General features: G+C 63.4%; 21 protein-coding genes. 13 read left to right on the forward strand and 8 right to left on the reverse strand.

From position 1 onward, the window contains the following. Positions 1-61: 61 nt before the first annotated feature. The 8 genes from mnmE to hemE all read right to left on the reverse strand — a co-directional run bounded on the left by mnmE (position 62) and on the right by hemE (position 6976). Complete coding sequence (mnmE, locus tag KK488_RS16640; protein ID WP_214624822.1) at positions 62-1363, reverse strand: tRNA uridine-5-carboxymethylaminomethyl(34) synthesis GTPase MnmE; 1302 nt, start codon at positions 1361-1363, stop codon at positions 62-64. 22 nt (positions 1364-1385) lie between these two features. Further along, positions 1386-1652: a DUF6489 family protein gene (locus KK488_RS16645; protein ID WP_214624823.1), complete on the reverse strand. Its 267-nt coding sequence runs from the start codon at positions 1650-1652 to the stop codon at positions 1386-1388. A 99-nt stretch (positions 1653-1751) separates the two neighbouring features. Next, on the reverse strand, positions 1752-2390 hold the full coding sequence (locus tag KK488_RS16650; RefSeq protein WP_214624824.1) for a YjbE family putative metal transport protein: 639 nt from the start codon (positions 2388-2390) through the stop codon (positions 1752-1754). A 41-nt stretch (positions 2391-2431) separates the two neighbouring features. After that, positions 2432-3085: a YjbE family putative metal transport protein gene (locus tag KK488_RS16655; protein WP_214624825.1), complete on the reverse strand. Its 654-nt coding sequence runs from the start codon at positions 3083-3085 to the stop codon at positions 2432-2434. A 24-nt stretch (positions 3086-3109) separates the two neighbouring features. Then, on the reverse strand, positions 3110-4366 hold the full coding sequence (gene rho, locus KK488_RS16660; RefSeq protein WP_214624826.1) for a transcription termination factor Rho: 1257 nt from the start codon (positions 4364-4366) through the stop codon (positions 3110-3112). A gap of 617 nt (positions 4367-4983) precedes the next feature. Continuing rightward, positions 4984-5340, reverse strand: a complete 357-nt coding sequence (locus tag KK488_RS16665; RefSeq protein ID WP_214624827.1) for a hypothetical protein — start codon at positions 5338-5340, stop codon at positions 4984-4986. Between the two features lie 42 nt (positions 5341-5382). Beyond that, positions 5383-5841 (reverse strand): CopD family protein, encoded by a 459-nt coding sequence (locus tag KK488_RS16670; RefSeq protein ID WP_214624828.1) that lies wholly within the window; start codon positions 5839-5841, stop codon positions 5383-5385. A 100-nt stretch (positions 5842-5941) separates the two neighbouring features. Continuing rightward, on the reverse strand, positions 5942-6976 hold the full coding sequence (hemE, locus tag KK488_RS16675; RefSeq protein WP_349356916.1) for a uroporphyrinogen decarboxylase: 1035 nt from the start codon (positions 6974-6976) through the stop codon (positions 5942-5944). Positions 6977-7269: 293 nt separating this feature from the next. On the opposite strand from hemE, the gene KK488_RS16680 reads away from it, so the two are divergent. The 13 genes from KK488_RS16680 (at position 7270) to KK488_RS16740 (ending at position 17649) form a co-directional block, all read left to right on the forward strand. Further along, on the forward strand, positions 7270-8115 hold the full coding sequence (locus tag KK488_RS16680) for a pyruvate, water dikinase regulatory protein (protein WP_214624829.1): 846 nt from the start codon (positions 7270-7272) through the stop codon (positions 8113-8115). Next, positions 8112-8714, forward strand: coding sequence for a Maf family protein (locus KK488_RS16685; RefSeq protein ID WP_214624830.1), 603 nt, complete (start codon positions 8112-8114; stop codon positions 8712-8714). Before KK488_RS16680 ends, KK488_RS16685 begins: the two co-directional genes overlap by 4 nt. After that, on the forward strand, positions 8711-9544 hold the full coding sequence (locus KK488_RS16690) for a shikimate dehydrogenase family protein (RefSeq protein WP_214624831.1): 834 nt from the start codon (positions 8711-8713) through the stop codon (positions 9542-9544). Before KK488_RS16685 ends, KK488_RS16690 begins: the two co-directional genes overlap by 4 nt. Beyond that, a complete protein-coding gene (gene coaE, locus KK488_RS16695; RefSeq protein ID WP_214624832.1) occupies positions 9545-10150 on the forward strand; it encodes a dephospho-CoA kinase in 606 nt (201 codons plus the stop codon). A 28-nt stretch (positions 10151-10178) separates the two neighbouring features. Then, positions 10179-10877 (forward strand): DNA polymerase III subunit epsilon, encoded by a 699-nt coding sequence (dnaQ, locus tag KK488_RS16700; protein ID WP_214624833.1) that lies wholly within the window; start codon positions 10179-10181, stop codon positions 10875-10877. 73 nt (positions 10878-10950) lie between these two features. Further along, positions 10951-11553, forward strand: a complete 603-nt coding sequence (hpf, locus tag KK488_RS16705; protein ID WP_214624834.1) for a ribosome hibernation-promoting factor, HPF/YfiA family — start codon at positions 10951-10953, stop codon at positions 11551-11553. A gap of 230 nt (positions 11554-11783) precedes the next feature. After that, positions 11784-12251, forward strand: coding sequence for a PTS sugar transporter subunit IIA (locus tag KK488_RS16710; protein WP_214624835.1), 468 nt, complete (start codon positions 11784-11786; stop codon positions 12249-12251). Beyond that, entirely contained in the window at positions 12199-12753 is a 555-nt protein-coding gene (locus KK488_RS16715) for a PaaI family thioesterase (RefSeq protein ID WP_214624836.1), read from the forward strand. The genes KK488_RS16710 and KK488_RS16715 overlap by 53 nt, the downstream gene beginning before the upstream one ends. Then, positions 12750-13091 carry a DUF1491 family protein gene (locus KK488_RS16720; protein ID WP_214624837.1) on the forward strand — a complete coding sequence of 114 codons (342 nt, stop codon included), beginning with the start codon at positions 12750-12752 and terminating at the stop codon, positions 13089-13091. Before KK488_RS16715 ends, KK488_RS16720 begins: the two co-directional genes overlap by 4 nt. 172 nt (positions 13092-13263) lie before the next feature. After that, positions 13264-13899, forward strand: a complete 636-nt coding sequence (locus tag KK488_RS16725; RefSeq protein WP_214624838.1) for a cell wall hydrolase — start codon at positions 13264-13266, stop codon at positions 13897-13899. Positions 13900-13974: 75 nt separating this feature from the next. Beyond that, positions 13975-14484 (forward strand): MmcB family DNA repair protein, encoded by a 510-nt coding sequence (locus KK488_RS16730; protein WP_214624839.1) that lies wholly within the window; start codon positions 13975-13977, stop codon positions 14482-14484. 255 nt (positions 14485-14739) lie between these two features. After that, entirely contained in the window at positions 14740-16683 is a 1944-nt protein-coding gene (gene acs, locus KK488_RS16735; protein WP_214624840.1) for an acetate--CoA ligase, read from the forward strand. A 291-nt stretch (positions 16684-16974) separates the two neighbouring features. Continuing rightward, positions 16975-17649: a peptidylprolyl isomerase gene (locus tag KK488_RS16740; RefSeq protein WP_214624841.1), complete on the forward strand. Its 675-nt coding sequence runs from the start codon at positions 16975-16977 to the stop codon at positions 17647-17649. Positions 17650-17675: the final 26 nt, after the last annotated feature.

Raw genomic sequence — 17675 nt, forward strand, 5'->3', positions numbered from 1 at the left:
TCCACGTGGAACATAATAGGAAAAGCGTCCCAACAATCCCGGCCGAGAATCCCGGCCGCCTTCACTTTCCTATGCAGAATCCGGAAAAAAGTTCATCCAGAACGGCATCGGTCGTCGCCCGCCCCGTCAACTCATCCAATGCGCCAAGCGCCTGGCGCAGGCATTCACCGATCAGTATGTCGTCCTCGAGGCCGGCTGCATCTCGAAGCGAAACCGCCGCCCGCTGAAGGGCTGTGCGCTGCCGCCGCGACAGCGCATAATCTCCCGGCATAGGCAGCAGGGATTGCGCGGTATCGCAGAGCATTTCGACCAGCTCGTCCATGCCCTGCCCTGTTAGAGCCGACACCGACACGCCGTCCCTCCTCTCCTTTTCCCTATCCGCTTTGGCCGCGACCTGGATAATCCTGGCGTCCGTCTCTGGAGCCGCCCGTCCCTCGCCAAGCCAAAGCAGAATGTCCGCTCCTGCTATCAGTGTCTCCGCGAGCGCCATCCCGACGCGCTCGATGGCGTCCTCTGTTGCGCCACGAAGCCCCGCCGTGTCGGCGATCACCATCGGAATGCCGCGGATCGCCAGGGACGCTTCGATTACATCACGCGTTGTGCCTGCAATGGGAGAGACGATCGCCCCCTCCCGGCCGATCAGCCGATTGAACAAGGTCGACTTACCCGCATTCGGCGGCCCCCCGATCGCCACTCTGACGCCGTCTCGCAATCGGTCGGCAGATGGTTTGCTCAGGTCGGCGTCCATGTCGTCCGCAATGGCGACACAGGCATCGCCAAACCCGGTCAATGCGCTTGTCGCTTCCACGTCCCCCTCATCGGAGAAATCAATCCTTGCCTCGACCTCCGCGGCGAGACGTCGAAGCCCGGTCGTCCATAATTCGATCTTGCGTGACAACGCCCCGCCCATCATTGCCATCGCCGCACGGCGCTGCAGCGCCGTCTCCGCCGCCAGCAAATCGCCCAGGCCTTCGATCGACGCGAGGTCCGTCTTGCCATTGACGAATGCGCGCCGCGTGAACTCCCCTGGTTCGGCGAGCCGGAGGCCCGGCAAGCGCTCAAGGGCCGTTTCAATCCCTCGCAAAACAGCGCGCGAGCCGTGCCCATGCAGCTCGGCCATATCCTCTCCGGTCTCGGTGCGCGGGCCGGGGAAGATGATGAGCAGGCCCTCATCGAGCGTTTCACCCGTCGCCGGATCGATGAAGCGGCGGAAAGCAGCTTGACGCGGCGCAGGCAGATCGCGCGTGGTAAGAGCTCGGGCGGCCGTCATTGCCGCCGGGCCGGAGAGGCGGACAACAGCGATCGCCGCGGGCGGTTGCCCGCTCGACAAGGCAAAGATTGTGGAGGTCTCGGGCGCGCTCATCTCAATATTTCACGTGGGACCTTCACCGATCCTTCTTCGTCGGCCCATTAGCCCCGCCCGCTGCGGCATTGATGCCCAAATCCATCAGGCTCGCGAAGAGCTTCATGCCAGCGTCGCCCATGGGAGACATGCTTCGGAACATGCGTTCCATCTGCTCAAGATTGGTCTGGCCGCTCATCGCGTCGGTTGCGGCCTGCAGATAGAGATCGTGGATCGGCTTCATGTCCGGCAGCCCCATGAAAGCCCGGGCTTCCTCGGGCGTGCAATCGACGTTGACGGTGAATTTCATGGCTCTCGCTCCGTGTGATCGCTGGCCGGCATCACTGCCAGAGATGCCCCAAACGCGCGGGCTTGGCCAGAATTTTCCCCGATTCGCGCTGAGCCTGGCTCAGCCGAACAACCGCAGGATGCCCACCTGGGGGTGGACGATGCCATCATGAATCATGGTCAGCGCCACCCAGAGAATTACGGCAATGCCGAACCAGGCAATCCAGCGAAAACGCTCAATATAGCGGGCGATGACATTCGAGGCGACGCCCATCAGGGCGACCGACAGGACGAGACCGAAGACCAGCACATAGGGGTGTTCACGCGCAGCGCCCGCCACGGCCAGAACATTGTCGAGGCTCATGCTGACATCGGCGACAGCGACGCCGAACGCCGCGCTGGCAAAGCTCCTGGCCGGCCGCATGCCGGTATGTTCATCGCCAAGGACCTCGGGCGATCCGCTGTTCAGAACGCTGTGGGAGCGCAGCTCGCGCACCATGCGCCAGGCAACCCAGAGCAGCAGCAGCCCGCCGGCGAGAATCAGGCCGACAATTCCCATGAGCTGGCTTACGACGAGCGAGAAGGAGATGCGCAGCACCAGCGCCGCCGCCACACCGATCAGGATCACCTTGCGACGCTGATCGGCCGGCAGTCCCGCCGCCAGAGCACCAACGACAATCGCATTGTCCCCTGCCAGCACGATATCGATCATCAGGATCTCGCCGAGAGCCTGCAGCGCGGAAGCATCGAAAAAAGCCATATTCTCTGCGCCTTGCTTCGGGGGATGAAGGCGGCTCTCTGCTACAGATTGAGCAGGGTGCGCAAGCCCAGCACATGATCGCCGCCCATCCAGCCCTCATAGATCATCGAGCAGGCGACATAGAGAATGACGGCAAGGCCGATCCAGCCGATCCAGTGATAGCGCTGGATGAGGCGCGCGACATAGTTGGCGGCCAGGCCCATCAGCAGCACCGAGAAGCTGAGGCCGATAAACAGGAGCGCCGGATTTTCGCGCGCGATCGACGCGACGAGCAACACATTATCCAGGCTCATCGACAGGTCGGCAAGCGTGATCTGGATAACGGCGCGCAGGAAGGTCTTGCTTGCGGGTGGCCCCTCGATCGCTGGCGTCGCGGGATCATCGGCTATCACGTCCGGTCGGGCGCGCAGCTCCCGATAGAGATTATAGGCGACCCAGAGCAGCAGCAACCCGCCCGCAAAGACCAGACCTGTGATCTTGAGCAGCTGCGTCGCCAGCAGGGCGAAGCCGATCAGGAACACCAGCGCCAGGCCGACGCCGATGAAAAGGACCTTCTTGCGGTCCTTACCGGGCAGTCCCGACGCGAGCGACCCCATGATGACGACATTGTCGCCCGCCATGGTGAGATCGCCGATGATGATCTGGCCGAGCTGGATCAGCCCGGCGGTGGTGAAGACGGCGGAGAAATTGAACATCGCGGCGGCGCCCCCCGGCCCGCCTTACTGGTTCATGGTCGCGAAGAAGTCCTCGTTGGTCTTCGAGTCCTTCATCTTGTCGAGCAGGAACTCCATCGCGTCGATCGTCCCCATCTGCATGAGGATGCGGCGCAGCACCCACATCTTGGAGAGCGTGGCCTTGTCGACCAGCAGCTCCTCCTTGCGGGTGCCGGACTTGCCGACGTCGAGCGCCGGGAAGATGCGCTTGTCGGCCACCTTGCGGTCCAGCACGATTTCCGAGTTGCCGGTGCCCTTGAACTCTTCGAAGATCACCTCGTCCATGCGGCTGCCGGTATCGATCAGGGCCGTCGCGATGATCGAGAGCGAACCGCCCTCCTCGATGTTGCGCGCGGCGCCGAAGAAGCGCTTCGGGCGCTGCAGGGCGTTGGCGTCGACACCGCCGGTCAGCACCTTGCCCGAGCTCGGCACGACCGTGTTGTAGGCGCGGCCGAGACGCGTGATCGAATCGAGCAGGATGACGACATCCTTCTTGTGCTCGACCAGGCGCTTGGCCTTTTCGATCACCATTTCAGCCACTTGCACGTGGCGCGTGGCTGGCTCGTCGAAGGTGGAGGAGACGACCTCGCCCTTCACGCTGCGCTGCATGTCGGTGACTTCCTCCGGCCGCTCGTCGATGAGCAGCACGATCAGGAACACTTCCGGATGATTGTCGGTGATCGCCTTGGCGATATTCTGCAGCATCACCGTCTTGCCGACGCGCGGCGGCGCGACGATCAAGGTGCGCTGGCCCTTGCCCTGCGGCGAGACGATGTCGATGACGCGCGCCGACTTGTCCTTGATCGTCGGATCCTGCGGATCGAGCGTCAGCTTCGATTCGGGATAGAGCGGCGTCAGATTGTCGAAATTGACGCGATGGCGAACGGCATCGGGATCGTCGAAATTGACGCTGACCAGCTTGGTGAGCGCGAAGTAACGCTCGCCATCCTTGGGCGAGCGGACCTCACCGTCAACCGTGTCGCCGGTGCGCAAGCCGAATCGGCGCACCTGATTCGGCGATACGTAGATGTCGTCCGGACCGGCGAGATAATTGGATTCGGGGCTGCGCAAGAAGCCGAAACCATCCGGCATCACCTCGATCGTGCCCTCGCCCATGATCTCCGTGCCATTCTCGGCCTCGACCTTCAGGATCGCGAACATCAGATCCTGCTTGCGCAAGGTCGATGCGCCCTCGATGCCAAGTTCTTCGGCCATCGCGACGAGGTCTGCGGGCGCTTTGCGTTTCAGGTCCTTGAGATGCATTGGTAGAGTCCGGGTGTTGGGAGGTTGTGCAAGGTGATCGGATAAGCCGGGATCGCCATTGGACCGGCGTCACGAGCGCGAGAGCCGCACTCAGGAAGGAATGATTTCGAATTAGGGACTGGCCCGGATCAAGTCAAGGCACGCCGTCAACACCCAGGCGCATATGTCCGGCTCTCCCGGCGCCCTCAATCCCTGGGTATATGCAGCACATCAGCGGGTCGGCGCTGACGGGGTCGGCCTAGCTGCGTGGACAAATTCCCGCTTCAATGATTGTCCGCTCTTAAGCGCTGACTCTCGAATCCGGATGGGTGAAAGGGAGTGGGGAGCTGACGCACCTATTCCTCCCCGAGCTTGTCTCGGGGAGGGGAACCGCGAAGCGGTGGAGGGGCCGCCGAAGGCGGAAGGCCCGTCCATTTCCCCTCCACCACCCTTCGGGTGGTCCCCCTCCCCGAGACAAGCTCGGGGAGGAACTAAATGTCCGAAAAGTCGTCGCGTCCTGACTGTCGGCTTCTGGACGATATCTCGGATAGCCGTTTTTTCGAATTTCTCCCCCCGCCTGACACTCAACGGCGCGATAGAGCATCAGATCGTTCGCCACCACGAGCGCTCGTCCCCGGTCATTGCACTGTCTGCAGCGCCTTGCCGACTGCCTGGAGGCGCTGACCCTTCTCGGAGAGAATGCCGCCGCAGCGGATGCGCTCGGTCTCGACCACTTCCTGCGTCAACGCGGTGTAGATGCGCCGCAATTCCGCCTCGAGATCGATCGCCGGTGCCCGTCCTTCCACGCGGCCGATGAAATACATCATCCCGCCAATGACCCCCGTCCGCGCCTCGCCTTGCGCCTGGCCCACCGCCGCGGCGACGATCGCGATGCAGCGCAGATCGGCTTCAACCTCAGGCGGCTGCGCGGCCAGACCTGGCGACCCGGCCATCAGCGCGACACCCCCGACTGACGCGGCAAACGATGTGCGCATCCCCTGCTCCTCCCCCTATTTTTGCCGACCGGAAAGCGCCGGTCAGAAGGGCCTCACAATGACGAGGATGATGATGAACGTCACCAGCAACGCCGGCACCTCGTTGATCATGCGCAGTCGCTTTTCCGGCCAGGGGCGCTGCCCCACGGCCAGCTTCTTCGCATAGCCGACCATCCAGCCGTGGAAACCGGAGAGGATGATCACCAGCAGCAGCTTGGCGTGGAACCAGCCCTGGCTGAACGCGCCGACATTCAATGCCAGCGCGAGGCCGAGCAGCCAGACAATGATCAGCGACGGGTTCATGATGATGCGCTTGAGCCGCATCTCGCGGTCGATCCAGGCAATGTCCTCCGGGGATCCCACCGCGGTCTGGTGATGATAGACGAAGAAGCGCGGCATCATGAACAGGCTGGCCATCAGGAAGATGACGAAGATGACATGAGCTGCGCGGATCCAGGGATAAGCGGCGCCGAGAAAACCGACGCCCGGCAGGATAGACATGGGGAGAATGTTCCTCTGCTTTGACCATGCGCGATGTCGGTGCCTTGTAGAACGGCACGGAGAGAATTGGAACGGGCCTGACCTGCGTCTGTCCTCTTCCTCAGAGGCCCCGAACCCGTGCCACCAGCCGCTCGACATAGGCGATCGGCGTGTCGGGCAGGATGCCGTGGCCAAGGTTGAAGATGTGCGGCCGCCCGGCCAGTGCTTCGAGAATCTCGTCCACCGCCCGGTCGAGCGTGGCGCCACCGGCAATCAGCGCCAGCGGATCGAGATTGCCCTGCACCGGCATGCCGCGCGGCAATTCCCGGTTCGCCCAGCTCGGATCCAGCGTCTCGTCGAGGCCAAGCGCATCGACACCTGTCCCTGCGGCATAATCGATCAGCTTGGCGCCGGCGCCCTTGGGGAAACCGATGATCGGCGTCTCGGGATGACGCGCCTTGAGCCCCGCGACGATCGCGGCATTGGGCGCGATCACCCATTCGCGGAACTGATCGGGGCTGAGCGAGCCTGCCCAGCTGTCGAAGAGCTGCACGGCATCGACGCCCGCCTCGATCTGAGCGGAGAGATAGTCGACGGTCATCTCGACGATCGCCGCGATGATCCCGCCGAAGCGCACCGGATCGCCATAAGCGAGACGCCGCGCCGCCGCATGATCGCGGCTGCCCTGGCCTGCGACCATATAGGTGGCGACTGTCCAGGGACTGCCGGCGAACCCCAGGAAGGTCGTTTCCGGTGAGAGCGCCGCCCGCACGCGCCGCACCGTCTCGATCACCGGCGCGAGCCGCTCGGGCGCCGGCGCCAGGTCCGCCAGATCGGCGCCCGAAAGCGGCGGCGCGAGGCGCGGCCCCTCCCCCGTTTCGAACCAGAGATGCTGGCCCAGAGCATGCGGCACGACAAGGATATCGGAAAACAGGATCGCGCCGTCGAAGCCGAACCGCCGGATTGGCTGGAGCGTCACTTCCGCCGCGCTCGCCGGATCATAGCAAAGATCGAGAAACCCGCCTTTTTCGGCCCGCAAGGCGCGATATTCCGGCAGATAGCGCCCCGCCTGCCGCATCAGCCAGAGCGGCGGACGTGCCGGCATCTGGCCCTTGAGCACGCCAAGCAGAGGCGGCGTGATGGCGGAAACGTCCACGGGTCTACTTCCTAATAAAGAGTTAATTAAAGATTGTTGGAGTCTGTTGGTCGGTGGATGACGGGCATTATTGCCTTGTCACGATTTTGCCAACAGCTTGACCGCAGCAGGTCCGCTTGGTGCGTACGAGTCCCGATCCTCATCCCCGTTTCCCACAGGCTGTTGGCGATGGACGGGCCGTGTGGATAAGCAGGCTGATTCCAGACAGGGTTGCGCGGACGAAACCGGCGGATCGACTTCTCCACAGAGCCGTCCCTTGCCTTATCCGCGATTTATCCACATGGTTTGACGTCATGGATCGGCTCAATCTCCATCTCCTCTCGGATTCGACCGGCGAGACGCTGGAGCATATCGGCAAGGCCGCGATCGCACAGTTCGAGAATGTCGAGACGATCCGCCATTTCTGGCCCATGGTCCGCTCCGAACAGCATCTGCAGCGCATTCTCGAGGAAGTGGCGCGCAATCCCGGGATGGTTCTGTTCACGCTTGCCAATCAGGCGCTGCGCAAGAAGCTGGAAAATGGCTGCCGGGCGCTCGGCATTCCCTTCGTCGCGCCGCTCGATCCCGTGACCGATGCGATGTCCAATCTGCTGGGGCAGGAGACGCGCAACCGACCCGGCCGCAAGCATGTGCTGGACGACGCCTATTTCGCGCGCATCGATGCGATCCAGTTCACGATCGCGCATGATGACGGGGTCGGCTGGGAGAATTGGGAGGAGGCCGATATCGTCCTTGCCGGCGTCTCGCGCACCTCCAAGACGCCGACCAGCATCTATCTCGCCAATCGCGGCTACAAGACGGCGAACATTCCCCTCGTACCGGAATCGCCGCCGCCGCCGAGCCTCTTCACGCTCAGGCATCCGATGGTCGTTGGCCTCACCACCAGTCCGGAGCGGCTGGTGCAGATCCGCCGCAACCGGCTGCTGACGCTCAATCAGGCGCCGGAAACGGCTTATGTCGATCTCGATCGGGTGAATGGCGAGGTGGCGCATGCCCGCCGCCTGTTTGCCGATCAGGGTTGGGCCGTGATCGACGTCACTCGCCGCTCGATCGAGGAGACGGCTGCCGCGATCGTTCAGCTTTATCAGGAGCGTCTCAAAGGCGTGGCCGAGGGGATAGGGAGCTCGGCCAGCCTATGAGCGAGACATTATTGCTGGCCTCGCAGAGCACGAGCCGCCGGCGCCTGCTCGCCGATGCGATGGTGCCCTTCGAGACGGTCGATGCCGGCGTGGATGAAGAGGCGCTCAAGGCGGCGCTGGATGCGGAGGGGATGGGCGCGCGCGATCTTGCTGACGCACTGGCCGAATGGAAGGCCAAGCGTCCCTCGATGCGTCATCCGACGGCGCTGGTTCTCGGTTGCGACCAGACGCTGGAACTCGAGGATGGCAGCCGGCTCGACAAGATCGATACACGGGAAGAAGCGGCCGACCTTCTCGCGCGGATGAGCGGGCGGACGCACAAGCTCCACAGCGCGGCGGTGATCGCGCAGGGCGGCGAGCCCGTCTGGCGGCAGGTCGAGAGTGTCACCCTGCAGATGCGGCCGTTGAGCGCGGCGTTCATCGATCATTATCTCGATCTCGATTGGGAGAATTGCCGCTGGTGTGTCGGCTGCTACCGGGTCGAGGGCCCCGGCGCGCAGCTCTTCGCGCGCATCCAGGGCAGCCTGTTCGCGGTGCAGGGCCTGCCGCTGCTTCCTTTGCTCGACTATTTGCGCGTGCGCTCTATTCTGCCCGCATGAGACAAGGCATACCTTACGCGGAAGTTATCGGCGATCCTATCGCCCACAGCAAATCCCCCACCATCCACAATTTCTGGCTGGAAGCGCTCGGTATTGAGGCCGAATATCGCAAGACGCGTGTGACTGCGGCCGGTCTCGCTGCCTACTTCCTCCAGCGCCGCGCCGATCCCGACTGGCTGGGTTGCAACATTACCATCCCGCATAAGATCGCCGCGATGGACTATGTCGACGATCCCGGCGGCGTACGCCAGCGGATCGGGGCGATCAACACGGTTGCCTGCGAGACGGGCGGCCCGCTGATCGGAACCAATACTGATGCCGGCGGTTTCCTCCAGCCGTTGGCCGCGCGGAAATGGCAGGGCAGCAGGGCGATCCTGGCTGGTGCGGGCGGTGCAGCGCAAGCGATTGGCTTTGCGTTGCGCTCGATCGGCATCAACGAACTCACGCTGGTCGTGCGGGACGCCGCCAAAGGTCGCGCTCTGCTCGACAAGCTCGGACTGGACGGGATCGTGCAGGGTTTCGATGCGCCTCTTCCGGCGGCGGACTTGCTGGTCAATTCAACCTCCCTGGGCATGATCGGCAATGCGCCCTACGCGCCGGATCTCTCGACCCTGCCCGGCGCGGCTATGGTCTATGACATCGTCTATGCTCCTCTTGAGACGCCCCTGCTGGCGGCTGCGCGGGCACGGGGGCTGGCGACGATCGACGGGCTGGAGATGCTGATCGGTCAGGCAGCCCTGGCCTTCGATATCTTTTTCGATGCAGTCGCTCCGCGCGAGCTGGATGCAGATCTGCGCGACCTGTTGCTCGCGCCGGTCGCTGCCGATTGAATGGCGCATCGGCCCTTCCGGCTCGGCCTTACCGGTTCGATCGGGTCGGGTAAGTCCACGGTCGCGGCGGTGTTTCGCCAGGCCGGGGTGCCGGTATTCGATGCCGATGCCGAGGTCCACCGCCTGCAGGGGCCGGGCGGCGCCCTGCTCCCGGCCATTGAGGCGCGATTTCCCGGCACGACCGGGCCGATGGGCGTCAATCGGCAGGCCCTGAGCGCGCGCGTGATCGGAAAGCCGGCCGAATTGCGCGCGCTGGAAAGGATCGTGCACCCGGCAGTGGGGACCGCGCGGCAGGCCTTCCTGCGCCGCCAGGCGGGGCATCGGCTGGTGCTGCTCGACATCCCCTTGCTGTTCGAGACCGGCGGAGAGCGGGCGATGGACCGGGTGATCGTGCTGTCCACGCCCCTTTTCGTTCAGCGTCGACGCGTCCTGCGGCGCAAAGGCATGACCGAAGGGCGCCTGCGCAAGATCCGCGCGGCTCAGATGCCGGACCACCTGAAGTGCGCTCGGGCCGACTTCATCCTCAACACTGCCCGTCCGAAATGGCAGACAAGAGCGGAAATCTCCCGTTTGCTGGCTTGCCTTCGTCGGTCGCTGGTCCGATAATAGCTGTTTAAGTGAGTCACATTGCACGATGCGCGAAATCGTCTTCGACACGGAAACAACGGGCCTGGATCCCTCGACAGGGGACCGTCTCGTCGAAATCGGTTGTATCGAACTGATCAACCGGATCCCGACCGGCGCGACCTTCCATGCATATTTTCATCCTGAGCGAACGATGCCGGCGCAGGCCGAGGCGGTCCACGGTCTTTCCGACCGCTTCCTGTCGGATAAACCGCGCTTTGCCGAACGTGCTGCGGAATTGCTCGAGTTTCTCGGTGACTCCAAGTTGGTGGCGCATAATGCGCGATTTGACTTCGGCTTTTTGAACGCGGAACTGGAACGATGCCGCCATCCGATCGTCGATATGGGACGGATGATCGATACCATTGCCATTGCCCGCACGCTCCATCCTGGTGCCAAGCACAGCCTGGACGCGCTCTGCTCGCGCTATGGGATTGATCGCAGCCACCGCGTGAAGCACGGCGCGCTTCTCGATGCCGAACTGCTTGCTCAACTCTATATCGAACTGACTGGGGGTCGTCAGATTGGTCTCACCCTGGTGGCCGAGTCACAGATCGAGGTCGTCGCCACGGACTGCCTCGTGACAGTCAACGTTGAGCGGACGGCGCGCCCCGCCCGCATCTTCACCCTGAGCGAGGAAGAGCGCCGGCGTCACGCTTCCTTCCTGGAGAAAATCGACAATCCCATCTGGCTGGAACCGGCTGTCTGATGCCGCTCTCGCGCTGGCAAAGCCGGTCGCGCCGCCTACATTGATCCAAAGCGCCAACAAAAGGAGAAAGCTGATGGACATTCGCATATCGGGTCACCAGGTTGAAACCGGTGAGGCCCTCCAGTCGCATGTCAACGCGCGCTTGCAGGGCATCGCCGACAAATATTTCGCGCGAGCTATCTCCTCCCACGTCACCTTCAGTCACGCACCGCACGGCGCTTTCCGCTGCGACATCATTTCGCACGTCATGTCCGGTCTCATCCTCAAGGGCGCCGGCGAAGCGCACGACGCGCACGTGTCCTTCGATCAGGCGGCTGAACGCATCGAGAAGCAGTTGCGTCGCTACATGCGCCGCCTGAAGGATCGCCATGAGCAGAGCGCCGCGGCTGAGGCCACCCGCGACGCGCCCGACGGCAACGGCATCGACAATGCCAATTACGTCGTGTTCCAGAGCAGCGGTTATGAAGAGGATGTCGAGGTCGAGGCTGATGCGCCGGCAATCATTGCCGAGATGCGCGTGGACATCCCCAAGGCAAGCGTGTCCGACGCCGTCATGATGCTTGACCTGCGCAACACCAATGCGCTCCTGTTCGTGAACAGCGGGACCGCGGCGTTCAACATGGTGTATCGCCGCAATGACGGCACGATCGGCTGGGTCGAGCCGCCCAGGGGCTGAAGTTGCCTTTCCGGATGCGCCGGTCGCCTGGAACCCCCAGAGGTGCGATCGGCGTTTGGGTACGGGGTGGATGCTGCCCCGTCCCGCCCCGGGTCATCGGCCGCGCGCTCCAGTTGACCGCGCAACGCTTTGCTTCTATGGGGCGCCACGGCTTTTCCGGCGGTCGTGATGGACGTTCCTCACCCCGCCGCGCGGCGCGACCTGTCGGCGACCGCAGGACACAGGTGAACATGGATAATTTCAGCGACTTGCTGGCGGCGGACGCGGTTTCGTCAGCCGTCACGATTTCCAACAAGAAGCAGCTCTTCCAGAAGCTCGGCCAACTGGCGGCGGACGCCTATGGCCTTAGCGCATCCGACGTGATCGAGCGAATCACCGAACGCGAGCGGCTGGGTTCGACGGGCTTCGGAGGCGGCATCGCTATTCCGCATGCCAAGCTCGATGCGGTGGACAAGGTGCGCGGCGCGGTGATCCTCCTGGCGGAGCCGATCGGCTTCGACGCCATCGACGACATGCCCGTTGATCTTGTCTTCATGCTATTATCCCCCTCGGATAGCGGCGCCGAGCATCTCAAGACACTCGCCCGCGTCTCGCGCCTGCTGCGTAACGAGCGGCATCTGGCACGGATCCGCGGCGTTCGCTCCGATGCGGCGCTTTACGCCCTGCTCGCCGGTGGCGAGACGCGTGACGCGGCCTGACGAGGCAATCCATCCGGAGACGGAGCCTTCCGGCGAGGACGCGCACTTCCGCGCGCTCGAACGGCTCTATGCCTCCGCGCCGATCAACCGGTTGTTCCCCTCGCGGCTGCATATCCCGGCTCCGGGAGAGGCGCGCATCCAATTCGATGTTGCGCCCGCCTATTTCCATGCCGCCGGCGCGACGCACGGTACGCTCTATTTCAAGATGCTGGACGATGCGGCCTTCTATGCCGCTAACAGTCTGGTCAGCGACCGATTCCTGCTTACCACGGCTTTCAATCTCTTGTTCACCAAGCCATTGAAAGCGGGGCCGATCATCGCCGAAGGACGCTGGCTCTCGGGCAAGCGGCGCGTTTATGTTGCGGAGGCGCGGCTGATCGACGGCGATGGCGAGGAGGTTGGACGTGGTACCGGCACCTTCATGCGTTCGACCATCCCGCTCGCGAGCTTGCCCGGCTACAGCACGTCCAACGGCGACGAGCAGAGTCTTTCCGAGGCATGAGCGGCCGGCTGACGAGCCAGATGCTCGTCAGCGCGCTGATCCGCCGCGCCCAGGCGGCCGGAGGCTTCGCGACCGTGCTTCACAAGGGTGAGTCGATGAGCGGGGCAATCGTCGTGCAGGTTGTCGAAAGCGCGCGACATACCGGCTTTTTCGAGCGAATCATGGGCTTGGACGGGCGGTCCCACCTGGTCTCTACAGGTCCGAAGCTTGTGTCCGATTTCAGCGACATCTCACAATATATAGATCGGCGTTTGCGCGCCGATCCCGACATCTGGTTTGTCGAGCTGGATGTCGCAGAGGGGGAACAGCTCGCCGCCGACATCCTCTGTGCGGGTTGACACAAAGGTTCCCAACGGCGAAAGGGCCCCACCCGCGCAGGTTGCACGAGGGTTGGTCATGGGGGCCAGCCGACGCAAACACGCAGACGGGGGGCGGACCGACGCACCGACAGATCGCATCCCACGCGACCGGTGCATCGCCATCCGACCCACCGCACAGACCTGAGACTCAATGCCCAAGAATATCGTTGTTGCCGCTCTGGCGGCCTTTGGAATGCTATCTTCCACGTTCGCCCTGGCAGAAGTCACCACAGACATTGCCACACCCACAGAGAATAGCCTTGAGGCTCCTGTCATCATCGCCGACGCCAGCGTCGCGCTTGAAGATGCGGTCGAGCCCGGCAAGGAAAGCAATTTCGTTCAGCCCACGCCGCGACCCAGCACAGCTGATGGCGTCGACACCCTTGCTGAACTGGTCGCGGAATCCGGCGGCCGGTCCGAACTCGATGCTGAGGCGAACTGCCTCGCCTCCGCCATCTATTATGAAGCGCGCAGCGAGAGTCTCTCCGGCCAGCTCGCGGTCGCCCATGTCGTCATCCAGCGCGCCCGTTCGGGCCGTTTTCCCAGCAGCCTGTGTGGCGTGGTGACGCAACCGGGGCAGTTCAGCTTTGTGCGTAGCGGTCATCTGCCAGCCGCGCCGGTCAATAGCGGCCAGTGGAAGACCGCCACTGCGATCGCTCGCATTGCCCAACAGGGCAGCTGGCAAAATCCCGTCAAGGGTGCCCTCTATTTTCATGCAGCTAATGTTGCACCGGGCTGGGCCAAGGAGCGCGTGACGCGTATCGGCGGACACGTTTTCTATCGTTAGATAACGCAGCGCCGCGCGGGGAACAATCAACGTTCCCCGCTTGAGTTTGTTCCCGACATGTTCTAGTTTGGGTCGATGGACCCCGCCTCACTTCCCGATCTCGCTCCCGGTTCCCTGCTCTGCGAGGGCACGGCGCTGGCGGTGACCCGCGGCATTTTGCGGCTGTTTGCGCGTCATGACATTTTCGGCGTAACCGAGGTGCCGCTGCCCAACGGTCGGCGCCTCGATATCATGGCTGTCGATGCGCGCGGCATGATCGTCGCGGTGGAGATCAAATGCAGCCGGGCGGACCTGCTCGGTGATGGCAAGTGGCCGGACTATTTCGACTATTGCGACCGTTATTACTGGGCGGTGCCGGCAGGCTTCGACCTCGCCCTGTTCGAGAGCGAAGCGCTCTGGCCGGCGCGCACTGGTCTCATCGTCGCCGATCAATATGATGCGGAGATCATCCGCCCCGCGCCAAGCGAGCCGTTGGCGGCGTCGCGCCGCAAGGCCGAGGTCCAGCGCCTCGCGCGCCGCGCTTCGCGGCGGCTCGCGCAGATTGCCGATCCGGACGGCCGGATTCTGTGGGGCGCCGAGGGTTAGGCGGAGAGGGCAGGCAGCTTGTCCCTTGCGCAGTCGCGAAATCGGGCTGTCCCATTGGATCGCGTTAGAGCATGACGAGTCGGGCATGCGGTATCCGGGCTGGCGCTCGCCATGGATCGTTGCTCATAGTGTGACCTGGTGTGACCTTCGGGCAATCAGATCGGGCAGATACTGAACAAGTTCAGTATCAACCACACTTGGCAGGGCGTGGAGACTCCCGCTAAGGTCATCCCAACCAGTCTTGGGAGAGTCCTTGTGAGCCAGTCCATCTATCCCGTTTCTGCCGAATGGCGCGACAGGGCCTATGTCAATGCCGCCCAATATGCGGACATGTATGCGCGCTCGATCAGCGATCCGGACAGCTTCTGGCGCGATCAGGCGCAGCGCATAGACTGGATGACTCCGTTCACGGCGGTCAAGCAGACCAGCTTCGACGCGGGGGATTTCGGGATCAAATGGTTTGCGGATGGGGGGCTTAACATCGCCGCCAACTGCCTCGATCGGCATCTCGCCGAACGGGGCGATGTGCCCGCGATCCTCTGGGCCGGCGACGACCCGTCCGAGAGCCGCACGATCACCTATCGCGAATTGTATGAGGAGGTTTGCCGGTTCGCCAATCTCCTCAAAGGGCAGGGCGTCAGGAAAGGCGACCGCGTCACCATCTACATGCCGATGATCCCCGAGGCGGCGATGGCGATGCTCGCCTGCGCGCGGATCGGGGCGATCCACTCGGTCGTGTTTGGGGGCTTCTCGCCGGACAGCCTGGCCGGGCGCATCACCGACTGCGATTCGACCATCGTCATCACCGCCGACGAGGGCTTGCGCGGGGGCAAGAAGATTCCGCTCAAGGCCAATGTCGACGAAGCGTTGCAGCAGTGCACCTGCGTCGGCAGGGTGATCGTGGTGAAGCGCACTGGTGGCGCGGTCGACATGACGCAGGGCCGCGACCACTGGTATCATGAGTTGCGCGATGCCGCGTCGGCCGATTGCCCGGCGGAAGCGGTCGGCGCGGAAGACCCGCTTTTTATCCTCTACACCAGCGGATCAACGGGAAAGCCGAAGGGCGTGCTGCACACGACCGGCGGCTATCTCGTCTGGGCCGCAATGACGCATCACTACGTCTTCGACTACCGCCCTGGCGACATCTACTGGTGCGCGGCAGACATTGGCTGGGTCACGGGTCACAGCTACATCGTCTATGGCCCGCTCGCCAACGGCGCGACGACCGTGATGTTCGAGGGCGTTCCCAATTATCCGGATTTCAGCCGGTTCTGGCAGGTCGTCGATCAGTTCAAGGTCAGCACCTTCTATGCTGCCCCGACCGCCCTGCGCGCGCTGATGCGCGAGGGCGACGCCTGGGTGGAAAAGACTAGCCGCGCCTCGCTGCGCATCCTCGGATCGGTCGGCGAGCCGATCAATCCCGAGGCGTGGGAATGGTATCATCGCGTGGTCGGCGACGGCCGCTGCCCGATCATGGATACTTGGTGGCAGACCGAGACCGGCGGCCACATGATCACGCCCTTGCCGGGCGCGATCGACCAGAAGCCCGGCAGCGCGACCAAGCCCTTCTTCGGCGTACTGCCGCAGATCGTCGATGCGGACGGCAAGGTTCTGGAAGGCGCTTGCGAGGGCAATCTCGTCATCGCCGACAGCTGGCCGGGGCAAATGCGCACGGTCTGGGGCGATCATGAGCGCTTCTTCCAGACCTATTTCACCACCTATCCCGGCAAATATTTCACGGGCGATGGCTGTCGCCGCGACGAGGATGGCTATTACTGGATCACCGGCCGCGTCGATGACGTCATCAACGTCTCGGGGCATCGCATGGGCACGGCCGAGATCGAATCCGCGCTGGTCGCCCACGCTAAGGTCGCCGAAGCGGCCGTCGTCGGGATGCCGCACGACATCAAGGGGCAGGGCATCTATGCCTATGTGACCCTGAATGCGAACGAGGAAGGCGACGAGGCGCTGCGCAAGGAACTGGTGCAATGGGTCCGCCACGAGATCGGCCCGATCGCGACGCCCGATGTGATCCAGTTCGCACCCGCGCTGCCCAAGACCCGCTCGGGCAAGATCATGCGCCGCATCCTGCGCAAGATCGCCGAGGATGCGGTCGACCAGCTCGGCGACACCTCGACCCTGGCCGATCCGAGTGTGGTCGATAATCTGGTGGCAAATCGGCAGAAGGTGGTGGCTTAACGTCCACGCAGGCGCTCAGTACCGACAAAGATAAGGAGCTGCTCATCGCCCTTGTCTGGTCGTGCGAGCGGTATCTCGGTATCGGAAATGGGGGTCGCGACCAGCTTGAGCGCGAGAGAAGATGCCGTTGCTCTGCTCGCGCGTCATGGATTAGTCGACGAGGATGGCTGGGGCGGGTAAGGCGCTGCTGTCGGCGGACTGATGACGATGGAGGCCGGCACGGGTTGAATCGTGGCCGCTTCCTGTGACATGTTCAGGTGACGTTCGTCCAAAACCCCTATCCCGAGAGACATGTTGCCGATTTTCCGCTTTCTCGCCGCGTGCCTTCTTGCCCTGCTTCCGCTCACTGCCGCTTCCGCGCAAAGTGCCACGCGGCCGACGCCCGGCTTCGTGCGGGTGCGGCTGGAGACGAGCGCGGGCAATATCGTGATCGCGCTGGACGCGAAACGCGCGCCCAAGACCGTGACGAATTTCCTGATCTATGTCGATGACGGTCGGCTCGACAATACAAGCTTCTATCGGGCCTATCGGCGCAAGAATAATCCGAAGACCGGCTTCGTGCAGGGCGGCATCGGCACCGAAGCGCGGCGCGTCTATTTTCCGACTGCGGAGCTGGAGCCGACAAACAAGACGGGCCTGCGCCACCTCGACGGCACCATTTCGATGGCCCGGCACAAGGAGGAAAATAGCGGTACCGGCAACTTCTCGATCCAGGTTGGCGCCAATCCGACACTGGACGCACGGCCTGGCTATGCCGGCTATGCCGCTTTCGGTCAGGTGGTCGCGGGGATGGATGTGATCAAACGGATCATGGCGCTGGACACCTGCTGTGGCGAGGGACCGATGTTCGGCCAGATGATCAAGAAGCGGGTGACGATCATCCGTGCGGTCCGGCTCGACGGTACGCCCCGGCCGAGCGGTCCGCTCAAGCCGTGGCTGATGCGCAAGCGCGACGCGGCGAAGTAAGGCCGAAGCCGCACCATTTCATCTGG

It is taken from the genome of Sphingobium nicotianae (assembly GCF_018603885.1).
Lineage (GTDB): Bacteria > Pseudomonadota > Alphaproteobacteria > Sphingomonadales > Sphingomonadaceae > Sphingobium > Sphingobium nicotianae.